The sequence below is a fragment of the Streptomyces sp. NBC_00212 genome, from assembly GCF_045206365.1.
Lineage (GTDB): Bacteria > Actinomycetota > Actinomycetes > Streptomycetales > Streptomycetaceae > Streptomyces.
In genome coordinates this window covers 6,068,165-6,083,270 of sequence record NZ_CP108115.1, presented here as the reverse complement: position 1 = coordinate 6,083,270, position 15,106 = coordinate 6,068,165, and the positions used below count along the sequence as shown (strand labels likewise).

17 protein-coding genes are annotated in these 15,106 nt (G+C 72.0%); 13 read left to right on the top strand and 4 right to left on the bottom strand.

What is annotated here, in order from left to right; genetic code table 11:
* The first annotated feature begins 179 nt into the window (after positions 1-179).
* From OHA17_RS27775 to OHA17_RS27755, 5 genes are all read left to right on the top strand, one after another.
* A complete protein-coding gene (locus tag OHA17_RS27775) occupies positions 180-1,298 on the top strand; it encodes a DUF2330 domain-containing protein (protein ID WP_406508828.1) in 1,119 nt (372 codons plus the stop codon).
* Between the two features lie 517 nt (positions 1,299-1,815).
* Positions 1,816-2,556, top strand: coding sequence for a helix-turn-helix domain-containing protein (locus tag OHA17_RS27770; protein ID WP_406508827.1), 741 nt, complete (start codon positions 1,816-1,818; stop codon positions 2,554-2,556).
* A 4-nt stretch (positions 2,557-2,560) separates the two neighbouring features.
* Positions 2,561-3,031, top strand: a complete 471-nt coding sequence (locus tag OHA17_RS27765) for an NUDIX domain-containing protein (protein WP_406508826.1) — start codon at positions 2,561-2,563, stop codon at positions 3,029-3,031.
* Positions 3,032-3,143: 112 nt separating this feature from the next.
* Positions 3,144-3,473 carry an antibiotic biosynthesis monooxygenase family protein gene (locus tag OHA17_RS27760; RefSeq protein WP_406508825.1) on the top strand — a complete coding sequence of 110 codons (330 nt, stop codon included), beginning with the start codon at positions 3,144-3,146 and terminating at the stop codon, positions 3,471-3,473.
* A 60-nt stretch (positions 3,474-3,533) separates the two neighbouring features.
* Positions 3,534-4,037, top strand: a complete 504-nt coding sequence (locus OHA17_RS27755) for a GNAT family N-acetyltransferase (RefSeq protein ID WP_053727148.1) — start codon at positions 3,534-3,536, stop codon at positions 4,035-4,037.
* Between the two features lie 22 nt (positions 4,038-4,059).
* Here the strand turns inward: OHA17_RS27755 and OHA17_RS27750 are convergent, their stop codons facing one another.
* Positions 4,060-6,102 carry a DHA2 family efflux MFS transporter permease subunit gene (locus tag OHA17_RS27750; protein WP_406508824.1) on the bottom strand — a complete coding sequence of 681 codons (2,043 nt, stop codon included), beginning with the start codon at positions 6,100-6,102 and terminating at the stop codon, positions 4,060-4,062.
* Positions 6,103-6,295: 193 nt separating this feature from the next.
* Here OHA17_RS27750 and OHA17_RS27745 point away from each other — a divergent pair, with 193 nt between their 5' ends.
* Positions 6,296-7,141, top strand: coding sequence for a peptidoglycan-binding protein (locus tag OHA17_RS27745; RefSeq protein ID WP_406508823.1), 846 nt, complete (start codon positions 6,296-6,298; stop codon positions 7,139-7,141).
* A gap of 221 nt (positions 7,142-7,362) precedes the next feature.
* Entirely contained in the window at positions 7,363-8,037 is a 675-nt protein-coding gene (locus OHA17_RS27740; RefSeq protein WP_406508822.1) for an HAD-IA family hydrolase, read from the top strand.
* A gap of 88 nt (positions 8,038-8,125) precedes the next feature.
* On the opposite strand, the gene OHA17_RS27735 is transcribed toward OHA17_RS27740, so the two are convergent.
* Complete coding sequence (locus OHA17_RS27735; protein ID WP_053727152.1) at positions 8,126-8,707, bottom strand: TMEM165/GDT1 family protein; 582 nt, start codon at positions 8,705-8,707, stop codon at positions 8,126-8,128.
* A 255-nt stretch (positions 8,708-8,962) separates the two neighbouring features.
* Positions 8,963-9,715 (bottom strand): ABC transporter permease, encoded by a 753-nt coding sequence (locus OHA17_RS27730; RefSeq protein ID WP_053727153.1) that lies wholly within the window; start codon positions 9,713-9,715, stop codon positions 8,963-8,965.
* A gap of 251 nt (positions 9,716-9,966) precedes the next feature.
* On the opposite strand from OHA17_RS27730, the gene OHA17_RS27725 reads away from it, so the two are divergent.
* The 4 genes from OHA17_RS27725 (at position 9,967) to OHA17_RS27710 (ending at position 13,886) form a co-directional block, all read left to right on the top strand.
* Positions 9,967-10,635, top strand: coding sequence for an HNH endonuclease family protein (locus OHA17_RS27725; RefSeq protein ID WP_406508821.1), 669 nt, complete (start codon positions 9,967-9,969; stop codon positions 10,633-10,635).
* Positions 10,636-10,737: 102 nt separating this feature from the next.
* Positions 10,738-12,420 (top strand): alkaline phosphatase D family protein, encoded by a 1,683-nt coding sequence (locus OHA17_RS27720; RefSeq protein WP_406508820.1) that lies wholly within the window; start codon positions 10,738-10,740, stop codon positions 12,418-12,420.
* Positions 12,421-12,493: 73 nt separating this feature from the next.
* On the top strand, positions 12,494-12,952 hold the full coding sequence (locus OHA17_RS27715; protein ID WP_406508819.1) for a DoxX family protein: 459 nt from the start codon (positions 12,494-12,496) through the stop codon (positions 12,950-12,952).
* A gap of 307 nt (positions 12,953-13,259) precedes the next feature.
* Positions 13,260-13,886 carry a DedA family protein gene (locus tag OHA17_RS27710; RefSeq protein WP_406508818.1) on the top strand — a complete coding sequence of 209 codons (627 nt, stop codon included), beginning with the start codon at positions 13,260-13,262 and terminating at the stop codon, positions 13,884-13,886.
* A gap of 44 nt (positions 13,887-13,930) precedes the next feature.
* Here the strand turns inward: OHA17_RS27710 and OHA17_RS27705 are convergent, their stop codons facing one another.
* On the bottom strand, positions 13,931-14,161 hold the full coding sequence (locus OHA17_RS27705; RefSeq protein WP_344377528.1) for a DUF2277 domain-containing protein: 231 nt from the start codon (positions 14,159-14,161) through the stop codon (positions 13,931-13,933).
* Between the two features lie 122 nt (positions 14,162-14,283).
* Between OHA17_RS27705 and OHA17_RS27700 the strand changes: the two genes are divergently transcribed.
* A complete protein-coding gene (locus OHA17_RS27700) occupies positions 14,284-14,697 on the top strand; it encodes an RNA-binding S4 domain-containing protein (protein WP_406508817.1) in 414 nt (137 codons plus the stop codon).
* A gap of 133 nt (positions 14,698-14,830) precedes the next feature.
* The gene (locus tag OHA17_RS27695; RefSeq protein ID WP_406508816.1) at positions 14,831-15,103 is read left to right on the top strand and encodes a hypothetical protein; all 273 of its coding nucleotides are present in this window, start codon (positions 14,831-14,833) and stop codon (positions 15,101-15,103) included.
* The last annotated feature ends 3 nt before the right edge of the window (positions 15,104-15,106 follow it).

Genomic DNA, 15,106 nt, shown 5'->3' with positions numbered 1-15,106 from the left:
CCCACCGAACCGTTGGGTTGTTTCCCCACCTTGGCACCGCCCGGGAATGAAGACTCCGTCAACCGCCTCTTCGCCTGACTGTCACGCGGATGTGGCCGGAACGGGCAACGTACCGGAACCGAAGACCCCGCAACGCCGTCGTAGCTCCCGTCGATCGATCAACACGGGGGTACGCGGACATGCGGGACGGTCAGAGACACTGGCGGCGGGCGCTGCTGGTGGCATTGGCGCTGGTGGCGCTGCAACTGGGCTCGCTGGTGGCGCCCGCGTACGCCTGTGGCTGCGGGGCGATGGTGCCGCAGAGCGGGCGGCAGTTGAGCGTGAAGCAGGAGACGTCGGCGGTGCGCTGGGACGGGCACACCGAACAGATCGTCATGCGGCTCACCGTCGACGGGAACGCGCCGAAGGCGGCGTGGATCATGCCGGTGCCGAGCCGGGCGACGGTGAAGCTCGGTGACCGCCACCTCTTCGACGAGTTGGTTGAACTGTCCGAGCCGGTGCACCGCACCCGCTCGTACTTCTGGCCCAGGGACGGCGACTGGCCGTTCGCCAAGAGCCGCAGTGTGGGCGACGGCGCCCCGAACGCGGCGGCGAAGCCTCCCGTCGAAGTGGTCGGCAGGGAGCGCCTCGGCCCGTTCGACGTGGCCCGCCTCACCGCCACCGACCCGACGGCCCTGCGCGACTGGCTGACCCGCAACGGCTTCCAGCTCCCGCCCGCGCTGGCCACCGAGTTGCGCCCGTACGTCGAGCAGAAGTGGGAGTACGTAGCGATCCGCCTGGCTCCCGAACAGCCGGGCCAGACCCTGGGCGGCCCCCTGGACCCCCTGAGCCTCACCTTCACCAGCGACCACCTGGTCTACCCGATGCGCCTGTCCCGCCTGGCGAAGACCCCGCAGACCCTGAACCTGTACGTACTGGCGGCCCACCGCATGGAAACGGCGTCGCCGATCGGCGGCGCCACCCCGGAGACCCTGTTCGCCGGCCGCATCGAGCACCCCTCGGGCTCCCTGGCCGACCTGGCGGGCCGCACCGACCCGGTCTACCTGACGACGCTGACCCAGTACTTCCAGCACCCGCCCGAAATCACCGGCGACCACGAGCTGAAGGCAGCACCGGACGACACTCCCTTCCAACGGGCCTGGTACACCGATGAGTTGATGACGGTGGGCGGGGTGCCGGCCTGGCTCTTGACGGTGGGGGGTGTGCTGGCGGCGCTGGGGGTGGGGGGTGGCCTCGCCCTGTGGGCCCACCGCAGACGCCGGGCCAGCGCCCACCCCAGTCCCCTCACACCGCTTTGACCTGGCCGTCCAGCAGACTGCTTGCACACCGATCGCACCGGCACGGGGGCCATGCGGCGGACACCAGCGGGGGAAGATCGTCTGAGCTGCGTACGGCTCGCTGCGGGCCGTACGTCCTTCCGCCGTCCCGAGAGATCCGGATCGTCATCAACGGACGCTCGGCGACTTTCCTCACGGTCACCGCGTCGCCCCAGGGCACTTGGCAGCGTGCCGGTAGATCACCACGGGCGGGCCCGATACGGGCGCCATGGAGCCCCGGCGTACCGGCTCAAAAGGTTTGATCGGCTCCACGCACGCGGAACAGCGACTACCAGCGGGCGCGTACGTCACGTACTCCCACGCCCCTGCGGCTGCTTCGGTCTCGCCCGCCATCACGTACCGCCGTTCCCTCGTCCTGTCAGGCGATCGTCTCGCCGGTCGCCAGGACGCAGGAACCTCGTACGTTTCCCCACTTCGGGACGTCCCACAACGGGTAGAACGTCCCTGGCAACGTCCGGGACCGCAGGGAGACACTGACATGCCGAACGAGCGTTTACGGGCCGTCATGGCGGCCGGAGGGTGGACGCACACGGACCTGGCCCGCGCGGTGGACATCGATCCCAAGTCCGTTGAACGGTGGGTCAACCTGGGACGGACACCCCGACGCGCGACGGCGCTCAAGGCCGCCCAGACGTTGGGGGAAGACGTGCACGCACTGTGGCCGCAACTCCGGCAGGCACAAGCGGCGCGGGCCGTCAGCCCCGAACTCGTCGCGCTGTACGACCAGCGAGCCGATCTCCCGGTGTCGGTCTTCGTGGAACTCCTCGGCGAGGCCCGCCAGCAGATCGACGTGCTCGTGTACGCGGCCGTCTTCCTGCACGAGGCCTTCCCACGCCTCAACGACCTACTGCGCGAACGGGCCGCAAAGGGGTGCGCGGTCCGAATCGCCGTGGGGGACGCGGACGGCGTCCGTGTCCAACAGCGGGGTCAGGAAGAGCGGTTCGGCCACGGTATCGAGTCGCGCTGCCGTCTCGCGCTCATGCACTACCGGCCCCTGGCCGGCGTTCCCGGCATCGATCTGCGGACGCACGGGACGACGCTCTACAACAGTCTGTACCGCGCGGATGACCAGGTGCTGGTCAACGCCCATGTCTGGGGCGTCAATGCCTACGCCGCACCCGTGTGGCACCTTCGGCGCAGTGGCGGCGGGGGCATCTTCGACACATACGCGGAGAGCTTCAACGCCGCGTGGGACACAGCCCGACCCGTGGAAGGGTGAGCCGATGGCACGGACCGAGTACTACGACGACCCGAACGCACCGAAGCCCAACAGCCTGGTCGTGGCAGCCTCCGCCGTCGTCACCGACGACCACGGTCGCATCCTGCTCCAACGGCGCCGGGACAACGACCTGTGGGCGCTGCCCGGCGGCGGCATGGACATGGGCGATTCGCTGCCCGGCACGGCTGTCCGCGAGGTGAAGGAAGAGACCGGACTCGATGTCGAGATCACGGGTCTTGTCGGCACGTACACCGACCCCCGTCACATCATCGCGTACAGCGACGGGGAGGTGCGCCGGCAGTTCAACGTGTGCTTCACCGCGCGAGTAGTCGGTGGCACCCTGTCCCTCTCGGACGAGAGCACCGAACTCCGTTTCGTGGAGCCGGCCGGACTCGACGCGCTGCCCATGCACCACACCCAGCGGCTACGGCTCCAGCACTTCCTTGAGCGGCGCCCCGCGCCCTATCTCGGCTGACGCCTCTTGCAGGAATCGTCCTCACGGCGCTTTGACCGACGGATGTAGGAGACTGCACGCAGATGGTCAAGGCCGGGCGCAGTGCCCGGCCCGTGTTCCTGAGAGGTGCCCTGTGCCCAGCGTCGTAAAGATCAACGTACTGACCGTGCCCGAAGAGCAGCGGGAGGTGCTGGAGAAGCGGTTCGCCTCTCGGGCCGGGTCGGTGGAGGACTCGGACGGGTTCGAGTGGTTCGAGCTGCTTCGGCCGGCCGAGGGCACCGACCAGTACCTCGTCTACACCCGCTGGCGCAGCGAGGAGGACTTCCAGAACTGGATGGCCACCTCCATGCGGGGCGCGCACGGCGGCGCCCAGGGCGAGGGCGGCGAGCGGCCCAAGCCCGCCGCCTCCGGGTCCGAGCTGTGGTCCTTCGAGGTCGTGCAGCAGGCCGCGCCCAAGGCCTGAAGCCCGGCGGCCCGCTTAATTCGGTGGCCAGGACCACCGCACCCGGGATAGGTAGTGGCCATGAGTTGGATCATGGCTACCGAGCGGCCCGACACCCCCGACGCGAGCCTGCTGCGGCGCGACTACTACGACGAGGTGGCGAGCCGGTGGTACGGCCGGCCCGCCACCGTCGAGGAGATCGAGCAGGGGCTCACCGATGACGGGGCCGATCAACTGCGGCCGCCCACCGGGGACTTCGTGGTCGGGCGGTACGAGGGGCGGCCCGCGGCGTGCGGAGGTGTGCTGCTCTGTGGCGAGGCGCCCGTCATCGACGGGACCGCCCCGGCCACGGCCGAGCTCACCCGCGTGTTCGTCCGCCCCTTCGCGCGCGGCACCGGCGGCGGCGCGGCGCTGCTCTCGGCCCTTGAGGACGCGGCCCGCCGCCTCGGCGCCCGGCGGCTCGCCCTCGACACCCGGCACGACCTCGTCGAGGCCCGCGGGCTCTACGCCAAGCACGGCTATCGCGAGGTGGCCGCGTACAGCGAGGGCCCGTACAGCGAGCGGTGGTTCGCCAAGGAGCTGTGAGCGCACCAGCGCCCCGGCGGGCTCACGCCGCGTGGTCCCTCGGAGCCGGGGGCCCCGTGGGCTGTTCCCCGTCCGAGCCCGACAGCTCCGACGACAGTTCCGCCACCAGCTTCTCCAGGTCCCTGGGGCGGTTCGGGCCCCACCAGTCGCCGAGCAGCTCGGCGAAGGACTCCTCCCGCGCCGTCGCCAGGCGGACCGCGACCTCGTGGCCCTGGTCCGTGAGGACCAGCGGCATGCCGTCCCGCCGGGCGAGCCCGCGCTCCTCGACCTGGCGGGCCGCCTCGGTGATCACGTGCAGCGGAACGGTGACACGCTCGGCGAGCACCCCGGGGTCGGCGGACCCGTACTTCTTGATGCGCAGGAGCAGCCAGCTCGCGGCCGGGAGGAGGTCCAGGTCCGCTTTGGCCGTGATCGTCTCGTAGATCTTGCGGCGGCCCTCGCGGGTACCCATGACCGAGAGGGCCCGCGCGCACTCGTCGTACGAGGACCGCTGGACGGGGTTCGAGGCGAGGGTCTCGCTGGTGTCGGGCGCGGTGACCGCACCCCGCAGCTTGTCCTCCTTCAGGAACCACGCCGTCACGAAGGCGATGAGCACGACCGGCGCCGCGTACAGGAAGACGTCGGTGATGGAGGACGCGTACGCGTGCAGCACGGGCTGCCGTGCCGCGGGCGGGAGTTGGCCGATCGCGCGCGGGTCGGCGGCGATGGTGCCGGGGCCGACGCCGGCCGGCAGCTGCTGTCCGGCCAGCGCGTCGGCGAGCTTGCCGGTGAGCCGGTTGGTGAAGATCGTGCCGAAGATGGCGACGCCGAACGAGGCTCCGATGGAGCGGAAGAAGGTGGCGCCGGAGGTCGCGACGCCCAGGTCCGCGTAGTCGACCGCGTTCTGGACGACCAGGACGAGGACCTGCATGACCAGGCCGAGGCCCGCGCCGAAGACGAAGAAGTAGACGCTCATCTCCCAGGTGGGGCTCGTCTCGGTGAGCCGGTGCAGGAGCAGCAGGCCGATCGTCGTGACCCCCGTACCCGCGATGGGGAACACCTTCCAGCGGCCCGTGCGCGACACGATCTGGCCGGACGCCGTCGAGGTCAGCAGCATGCCGAGGACCATCGGCAGCATGTGCACGCCGGACATCGTCGGCGAGATGCCCCGCACGACCTGGAGGAACGTCGGCAGGTACGTCATCGCGCCGAACATCGCGAAGCCCACGATGAAGCTGATGACCGCGACGAGCGTGAACGTACGGATCCGGAACAGCTTCAGCGGAAGCACCGGCTCGACCGCCTTGCGCTCGACGGCTATGAAGGCCGCGAGCAGCACCACGCCGAGCACCGCGAGCCCGATGATCTGCGCCGATCCCCAGGCCCAGGTCGTGCCGCCGAGGGACGCGACCAGGACCAGGCAGGTGGCGACGGAGGCGATGAGGAAGGTGCCCAGGTAGTCGATGGTGTGCCGGGTCCCGCGCGCCGGGATGTGCAGCACGGCGGCGATGACGAGGAGGGCGATCGCCCCGATGGGCAGGTTGATGTAGAACACCCAGCGCCAGCTGAGCTGTTCGGTGAAGAACCCGCCGAGCAGCGGGCCGAGCACGCTGGTCGCGCCGAAGACCGCGCCGAACAGGCCCTGGTACTTGCCGCGTTCGCGCGGCGAGACGATGTCGCCGACGATCGCCATGGACAGCACCATCAGGCCGCCGCCACCGAGCCCCTGGAGCGCGCGGAAGCCGATCAACTCCCCCATGTTCTGCGCCAGGCCGCACAGCGCCGAGCCGATGAGGAAGATGACGATCGCGCCCTGGAACAGCTTCTTGCGGCCGTACTGGTCGCCGAGCTTGCCCCAGAGCGGTGTCGCGGCGGTCGCGGCCAGCATGTAGGCCGTGACGACCCACGACAGGTGCTCCATTCCGCCCAGGTCGCTGACGATGGTCGGCAGCGCGGTCGAGACGATGGTCTGGTCGAGCGCGGCGATCAGCATGCCGAGCAGCAGCGCGCCGATGGCGACCCGTACGGTCCGCCGATCCTGCCCCGCGCCGGGGGCGACGGTGGCGGGAGCGATTCCCTGAGCCATGGCCACGTCCCATCCGTGTGTGTGCTCCGACTCGCTCCCACCATCTTGATCGGAATGTACGGAAATGGCCTGCCGGAGTCGCCCGCGCACCCTGGGTGCCCGCGGGCCGCCGGGCATAATCGCTCGCAGTCCATGGGGAGGGGACCCGACGATGACCGGACACGGCTGTCCTGAATGCGGTGCGGAACGCGGGGTGGACGGCAGACCCGGCTGCGCCTGCGCCGAGCGCGCCGCCGAGACCCTGCACGCGGAACGCGCCGCCGAGGCCGCCGCGGCGGAGGACTTCGACCCGCTGCGGATCCGGCCGTACGTGATGCTGCCGAACTCCCCGGAGGGACCGCCCCACGCCCCCGAGGCCGTCTCCGAGCAGACCATGCGGCTCGGGGCGGTCCCCGCGGAGGAAGCCCCGGCCGCGGATCCGGGGCACCCGAGCCCCGCAGTGGCGCCTCGCAAACGGCGCCGCCTGGCCGCGCTGACCATCGGTGCCGCCGCCGCGGTCGTCGTCGGTACGGCGGCGTTCGCGAGCACCCTGTTCGCGGGGGACGCCACGCCGAAGCAGGCGCTGCCGGACGTCGCGGACACCGGCGTCCCGTACAGCGGCACCGACAGCGCCTCCGCCGACGCCCCCTCGGCCGTTCCTTCCCGTACGAGGAAGGCGGCCCCGAGCCGCTCCCCCTCCGCACGGCCCTCGCCGACGCCGTCCGCGTCCAAGCCGGCGTCGCCGGCCCCGTCGAAGTCCGCGCCCACACCATCCGCCCCCGCGTCCGGGCCGCCCTCGAACTCCCCCGACGGCCATCCGCTCGCGCCGCCGCCGAGCACGACGCTGCGGCGCGGAGACAGCGGGCCCGCGGTGCTCGAACTCCAGGAGCGGCTCGGCCAGTTGGGGCTCTACACCGCTACCCCGGACGGCAGCTTCGGGTCCCGGACGGAGCGTGCGGTGCGCGACTTCCAGTCGTACACGGGCGTCGACGGCGACCCTGCCGGCGTCTACGGCCCGGCGACCCGCCGCGCCCTGGAGTCGATGACGGACCGGCCGTAGGCGGCTTCCGCCTCCGGCCGGGCGGAAGGCGCCCCCGAAACGCCTCGTGCCGGCCCCCGGCCAACCCCTTCCCGAGCAACAAAAGGGGGCCGGGTGGCACAACCCCCTCCGCGTTTTGTATCGTGGTGGAACAAAGTGATCCCTGCCTGTACTCCCTGACCGGCGGGCGGGGATCACCTTTGTGTTTCTGTGCCCCCGCTCCCGCGCCCTGGAGTCCGCCGATGTCGGCCAGCAGCACGACCACCACCGTCCTGACCGCCCGCGCCTTCCTGCTGGACATGGACGGCACGATCGTGAACTCCGACGCCGTCGTCGAGCGCTGCTGGCGCCGCTGGGCCGAGCGCAACGGCCTCGACCCGGAGGCGGCGCTCAAGGTCGTCCACGGCCGCCAGGGCTACGCCACGATGGCCGTGCTGCTCCCGGACCGGCCGGTCGAGCAGAACCACGCCGACAACAAGGTGATGCTGGCCGAGGAGACCGCGGACACCGACGGTGTCGTGCCGGTCGCCGGGGCGCCCGCCTTCATGGCCGCCCTCGCCGGACGGCCGCACGCCCTGGTGACCTCGGCCGACGCCGCGCTGGCCCGGGCCCGGATGACGGCCGCGGACCTGCCGATGCCCGAGGTGCGGGTCACCGCCGAGAGTGTGGGCGCGAGCAAGCCGGATCCGGAGGGCTTCCTCAAGGGCGCGGCCGAGCTGGGCTTCGCCCCGGCGGACTGCATCGTCTTCGAGGACTCGGAGGCCGGCATCGCGGCGGGCAAGGCCGCGGGGATGCGCGTCGTGGGTGTCGGCCCGCGTGCCAACGCCCACGAGCCCACCGCGTACGTCCCCGACCTCACGCACCTCACGGTCACCGCCCAGGCGGACGGCACCCTCCGCCTGGAGATCAACGGCTGACCCACCCGCCCGGTACAGCCCCAAGAACAAACGGCCCCCGTCCTACCACGGGGGCCGTTTTCACATCCGTCTGCCTACGAGAGGGACCTCAGCCCGCGATCGCCTCGAACAGGCTGAAGCCCGCGAGCGCCAGCATCAGGCAGGCTGCCACCTTGGTGATCAGGCGCAGCGGCACGCGCTTCATCAGGGCCTTGCCGCCCACGATGCCGAGCCCGGCGACGGCCCACAGGCCGAGCACCGCGCCGAGGCCGACGGAGAGCGGGTTGTCGTAGCGCGCGGCCAGGTTGGCCGTCATGATCTGGGTCAGATCGCCGAACTCGGCGACCAGGATGAGCATGAAGCCCGCCCCCGACACCTTCCAGAACGACTGGTCGGCGGGCGCCTTCACTTCCTCGTCGTCCTCGCCCTTCTTGAAGAGCAGCATCGCCGCGCCCGCGAGGAAGAGCACGCCGACGATCGCCTGGAGCAGCCGGTGCGGCAGCAGCGTGAGGACGCTGCCCGCCGCGATGGCGAGGACGACGTGGACGGCGAAGGCGGCCGCGACGCCGACGAAGACGTACGAGGCCTTGTAGCGGGTGCCGAGCATCAGGCCCGCGAGCGCGGTCTTGTCGGGGAGTTCGGCGAGGAAGATCACACCGAAGGTGATCGCCATGATCGTGAAGCTGAGCACGGAAGGAGTTCCTCAATCGGTCGGGCACGGCCGCACCGAGAGCAGTTCGGACAGAATCCGGGGTCGCTTCGGCACGGCAGCGCCATGAATGGTCACGTCACTGCGGCCGAAGGTCTCGCTGGCGGGTCCCTCGCGGGCACTCGCCTCCGGGCGCCGGCCAAGAACCCCTGAGGGACTCGGCAGTATGTCGACGTTCCGGCGAAGAGCTACTCCCCTTCTGCGCCCTCAAGGGTACGGCATGCCGTACGCACCCCATCAGGGACTTTGGTCCCGTACGTCCCGGTGCACCTTGCCGCGCGCGACCAGTTCGAGCACGACCGACACCGCGACCGCCTGTACGGCCATGAGCGCGACCAGGACGAAGAGCTGGACCGCGCCCGCCTGCACGGGGGATGCGCCGCCCAGCAGCATGCCGACGAACGCGCCGGGGAGGGTGACCAGGCCCACCGTCCTGGTCTGGTCGAGGCCGGGCAGCAGCGCGTCGGAGGCGGCGGGCCGGGCGATCTCCAGGCGGGCGTCCCGGTCGAGGAGGCCGAGCGCCATGCCCGCCTCCACCTCGCCGCGCCGCGCGGTCAGCTCGTCGAGCGCTCGGCGGCCGCCGAGCACGGTCGCGGTGAGCGCGCCGCCGATGAGGATGCCGGTGACCGGGATCAGCGCGATGCCCTTGACGGGGACGAGCCCGGTCAGCAGCAGCGCCGCGACCACCGGGACGACGCCGGCCGCGATGGGCGCGGCCGCCCACCACCAGGTGGTGTTGGCGGTCATGCGGCGCCCCGCGGTGCGGACGGCGACGGCGTACATCAGCGCCAGGAATCCGAGCAGCAGCGGCACCGAGCCGACCACCCAGTGGATCGCGAGGGCGACCACGGCGAGCTGAACGGCCGCCCGGACCCCGGCGATCAGGATCTCGCGGTGCCGCCCCAGGTGCGCGGCCGCGGCGACGCCCGCGGCGACGAGGAGCAGGGCGACGAGGACGACTCCGAGCGTGACATTCACCGGCAGCAGCACGCGCCAACCGTACGACGGGCGCCTCGCCGGGGCGTCACCCCTCGCGGGGGCGGTGCGGCCCGGCAGGACGTCGTCGCGCGAACGGGCCGTCAGTTCCCCTCCTTTCCAGTGCCGTCCGGACTCTTGATCTGACGTGCCCATGTCGCCACGCTGTTACCTGGCGCCCACCCGAAGGAAACCTGGCGCCGTCACGCTGGCCGGGCCGCCCATCCCATGGCCGGTCAAGTTCCCCCCACCTCAAGGGAGTTCGCATGTCAGCCGCCATAGGAACCCGTACGCCCCGCATCTACGCGCGTCGCACGGCCGTCCTCGCCGCCGCTGCCGCGCTCGCCGCGGGCGCCGCCCTCATCACCGCCCCGGCCGCCGTGGCCTCGCCGCCCACCCCGGTCGACGCCGCCACCGCCCGCACCTACCTCGGCCAGCTGACCGTGCAGGCGGAGGGCTCGCTGACCGGCTACAGCCGCGACAAGTTCCCGCACTGGATCACCCAGTCCGGCACCTGCAACACCCGCGAGGTCGTCCTCAAGCGGGACGGCGTGAACGTCACGACCGACTCCAGCTGCGCGGCCACCAGCGGCAGTTGGTACTCCGAGTACGACGGCGCCACCTGGACCGCCGCCTCCGACGTGGACATCGACCACCTCGTGCCGCTCGCCGAGGCCTGGCGCTCGGGCGCCAACAACTGGACCACCCCCCAGCGCCAGGGCTTCGCCAACGACCTGACCCGCCCCCAGCTGATCGCGGTCACCGACAACGTCAACCAGGCCAAGGGCGACAAGGACCCGGCCAAGTGGCTGCCCTCGGTGACCTCCTACCGCTGCACGTACGCCCGGATGTGGGTCGACGTGAAGCACTACTACAACCTCACGGTCGACTCCGCCGAGAAGTCCGCGCTGCAGGGCATCCTCAACGGCTGCTGACAGCCTGACCCCAACTGCCTTGAATTGGGCGGCTGTTGAAACCTGTCGCACCCCTCCGTCGTTCCGTACCGTACGAACGACCGGCGACGGAGGGGGCACCACATGGCCGGGCTTCGCCTGGGGCCGCTGCTGCGGTACGTGGATCAGCGAGGGGCCGCCACGGTCTGGGTCGAGGCCGACCGGCCCTGCACGGCCCGGGTGCGCTGCGCGGACGGCACCGCGGGCTCCTCGCGTACGTTCCAGATCGCCGGGCACCACTACGCCCTGGTCCCGCTGGCCGGCCTGACGCCGGGCACGGCCACCGCGTACGAGGTGCTGCTCGACGGGCGGCCGGTCTGGCCACCGCCGGATTCCCGCTTCCCGGCCAGCACGATCCCGGTCCCGGGCTCCGCGCGGCTCCGCGTGACCTTCGGCTCGTGCCGGCGCGCGCCCGAGCCCGGGGGCACGGACGCGCTGGACGCGCTCGCGGCGGGCCTGGCGGCCGACCCGGAGGCCGAGCGGCCGGACGTGCTGCTGCTCCTCGGCGACCAGGTGTACGCGGACAGCGTCTCGGCGCGGACCCGCCGCTGGCTCGGCGCGCGCCGCGACCTGCGGGACGCGCCGGGCGCCCAGGTCGCGGACTACGAGGAGTACACCCGGCTGTACTACGAGTCCTGGCTCGACCCCGAGGTGCGCTGGCTCCTCTCCACCGTCCCGAGCTGCCACATCTTCGACGACCACGACGTGATCGACGACTGGAACACCAGCGCCGCCTGGCTCGCCGAGATGCGCGCCACGCCCTGGTGGCAGGAGCGGGTGATCAGCGGCCTCATGTCGTACTGGGTCCACCAGCACCTGGGCAACCTCTCCCCCGCCGAGCTCGCCGCCGACCCGCTGTACGCGGCGGTGCGGGGCACGCCGGACGGCACGGAGGCGCTCCGCGCGTTCGCCGCGCTGGCCGACGCGGACCCGGCGGCCGTGCGCTGGAGCTACCGGCGCGACTTCGGCCGCACCCGGCTGCTGATGGTGGACACCCGGGCGGCCCGCGTCCTGGACGAGGGGCGGCGGGCGATGCTCGACGAGGGCGAGGCGCGGTGGCTCCGGGTGCAGCTGCCGGCGCCGGGCGGCTGCGACCACCTCCTGATCGGGACCTCGCTGCCGTGGCTGCTCCCGCCGCTCATCCACGACGCGGAGGGCTGGGACGCGGCGCTGTGCGCCGGCTCGCGCGGCCCGCGCTGGGCGCGGATCGGCGAGAAGCTGCGGCGCCGGGCCGATCTGGAGCACTGGGCCGCGTTCCCCGCCTCGTTCGAGTTCCTCACCGAGCTGATCGTCCGCGCGGGCTCGGATCCCGGCGCGCCCGCCACCATCAGCGTCCTGTCGGGTGATGTGCACCACGCATACGTGGCGGAGCCCTTCTGGCCAAATTCCGTGCCCCAACTCACCGCGCGTATCGCCCAGTTGACCTGTTCGCCGGTCCACAACTCCGTTCCGGCCCCCGTGCGGGCCGGATTCCGCTTCGGCTGGAGCCGTTTCGGCCGCCGGCTCGGGCGCGCCCTGGCCCGGCACGGGCGGGTGGTTCGGCCGCCGCTCGACTGGCGCAGGACCGGTGGACCATGGTTCGGCAATCAGCTCATGACCCTTACGCTGCACGGCCGCTCGGCACGCCTGCGGCTCGACCGGGCGCGTCGCCCGAGAGGCCTGCGGATTGGTCCAGTCCAACTGAAAACCATCTCGGACCGGCCACTGACCCCCGACGCCACAGCTGGCTCAATTCACCCGACTGAAACAAGACATTTAGAATGTTGAACTTGCAAGCACTACTGAGGGCTGCCTAACCTGTGGACCCCATCGGTCACGTCCCCAACCGAAGGAGCCCCCCATGGCTTCCCCCACGCTCGATGCCGAGCGCGCGCGTCCCTACGCGCTCGCCCTGTTCCGCATCGTCATCGGCCTCCTCTTCGCCTGCCACGGCGCCGCGTCCCTGTTCGGCGTCTTCGGCGGTGCGATGGGCGGCGGCTCGATCCCCGCGGGCACCTGGCCCGGCTGGTACGCCGCGGTGATCCAGCTCGTCGGCGGCGTCCTGGTCCTGACCGGCCTGTTCACCCGCCCGGCGGCCCTGGTCTCGTCCGGCTCGATGGCGTACGCCTACTTCAGCGTCCACCAGTCCAACGCGCTGCTCCCGCTGCAGAACGGCGGCGAGGCCTCCGCGATGTACTGCTGGGCGTTCCTGCTGCTCGTCTTCACCGGTCCCGGCGCGCTCGCGCTCGACCAGCTCCTGGGCGCCCGCCGCACCGCCCGCCCGGCCGCCGACACCCAGCGCGAGACCGTCACCGCCTGAGCGGACCGACGATCACCGCCCGAGCGGGCACCCTGAGGCTCATGCCCCCAACGCCCGCTCCGCTGCCCGGAGTTCAGCCGCCGAACTCCGGGCAGCGGCATGCCGTCACCCGTCGGCTTCCCGGTCGCCGCTCCTGGCGATCACGACCCGCTCGACTCCCCCTGTGCTGTGCCACCACCCACCCCTGAAAGAAACGCACATGGGCCCGGGCGTACGCTGTACGGCTGTACCGCTGCCCCTGCCGCTTCCCCGCGACACCGCGGTATTCCGGGTCCCGGGGAACCGACGAAGCCGCAGAGGAGCGAACGTGCTGGAGAGTGTGGGGGCGCTGACGTCCAGCCCCTGGATCTACGCCGTGGTCACGCTCTCCGTGCTGCTCGACGTGTTCCTTCCCGTGCTGCCCAGCGGCGTGCTCGTGATCACGGCGGCGACCACGGCGGCCGGGTCCGCCGGGGCCGGCGCCGCCACGCAGACCGGGCACGCCGATCTGTTCGCCCTCGCCGCGTGCGCCGCGACCGCCTCCGTCCTCGGCGACCTGATCGCATACCGTCTCGCGCGGCGCGGCGGCGCCCGCCTGGAGCGCGCCATCGCCCGCTCCCGCCGCCTGACCCGGGCGCAGGAACGACTCGGCATCGCACTCAGCCGGGGCGGCGGCGGCCTCGTCGTCATCGCGCGCTTCGCCCCCGCCGGGCGATCGGTCGTCTCGCTGAGCGCGGGCGCGGCGCACCGCAAGGTCCGCGAGTTCCTGCCCTGGTCTGCGCTGGCGGGCGTGGCCTGGGCGACGTACAGCGTGGGGCTCGGCTACTTCGGCGGGCGGTGGCTGGGCGCCACCTGGCTGGGCACGGCGGTGTCGGTGCTCGCCCTGTTCGCGGCGGGCGGCCTCGCGGCGTACGTCATGAAGCGCCCGGCCCCGGCGACGGCCTCGGCGTCCTGACGAGGGCGCACGCCCCGGCACGCATGGCGCCCGGATCGCGCGGGCTACGCGGGCTTCCTCGCGGCGGCTCCCCGCACCTCAAGGCCGGCAAGGAGCTCACGCGTCGCCTCGGCTATCTCGTCGACCGCACGCTCGAACACTTCCCGGTTGTGCGCGGCGGGCGCCCGGAAGCCGGACACCTTGCGTACGTACTGGAGGGCGGCGGCCCTGATGTCGTCGTCGGTGGCCTCCTCCGGCATGGCCGGCGGCCTGAGCGTCTTGATACTTCTGCACATGCCCCCAGTGTGACCGACGCCACTGACAACGGCCCCGGGCGCCTGGGAGCCGTCCGCTCCCCCGTGGGTCCGCGTCCGAAATACGCGAGGTTCCGCCAGGGCATCCGTCTAAAGTCGAAGGCATGGCGGAACAGGCGAACGGCACAGGCACCGGCCCCGTACGCGTCGACAGCTGGATCTGGTCGGTCCGGCTCACCAAGACGCGCTCCCAGGCGGGCACGGCCTGCCGGGCCGGTCACGTCCAGGTCAACGGCGAGCGCGTGAAGGCCGCCCACCAGGTCAGGGTGGGCGACGAGGTGCGGCTGCGCATGGACGGCCGGGAGCGCATCGTCAAGGTCGTCACGCTGCTCCGCAAGCGCGTCGGCGCCCCGGTCGCGGTCGAGGCGTACATCGACAACAGCCCGCCGCCGCCCGCCCGCGCGGACGTGCTCGCGGCCGGCGTTCGGGACCGGGGTCTCGGCCGGCCGACCAAGCGCGACCGGCGCGAGATGGAGCGCCTGCGCGGCCTCGCGGAGAGCCGCCGCACGGCGGGCTGAGGGCGCCGGCCGGAGTTCCGCGCCGATTAACTCAGGGGCCAACTTCCCCTGTTGCGGAGTAGCTTGGTGGCTTGAACCGGGGGCCAGGGGAAGCCCCCGATCCGTCCCTCAAGGACCCACCATGATCCTCTGGATGATCCTTCTCGCTCTGATCCTGTACGGATTCGGCCTCAGCCTCGGCAGCATCATCTTCTGGGTGGCCGTCGTGGCCGTACTGCTCACCGTCCTGCGACGCCGCCCCGGCGGCGGCCCGGCCTCCGGGTCGGGCGGCGGAGGCGGAGGCGGCGGGGCCGGCCGCATGGACGCCGACTACCGCGCCTACCGTGCCCGCCGGGACCGGATGGACCGCTGGGAGCGCCGCTACCGACGCGAACGCCAGGGCCTGTTCTCCCGCCACCGCAACTGACCG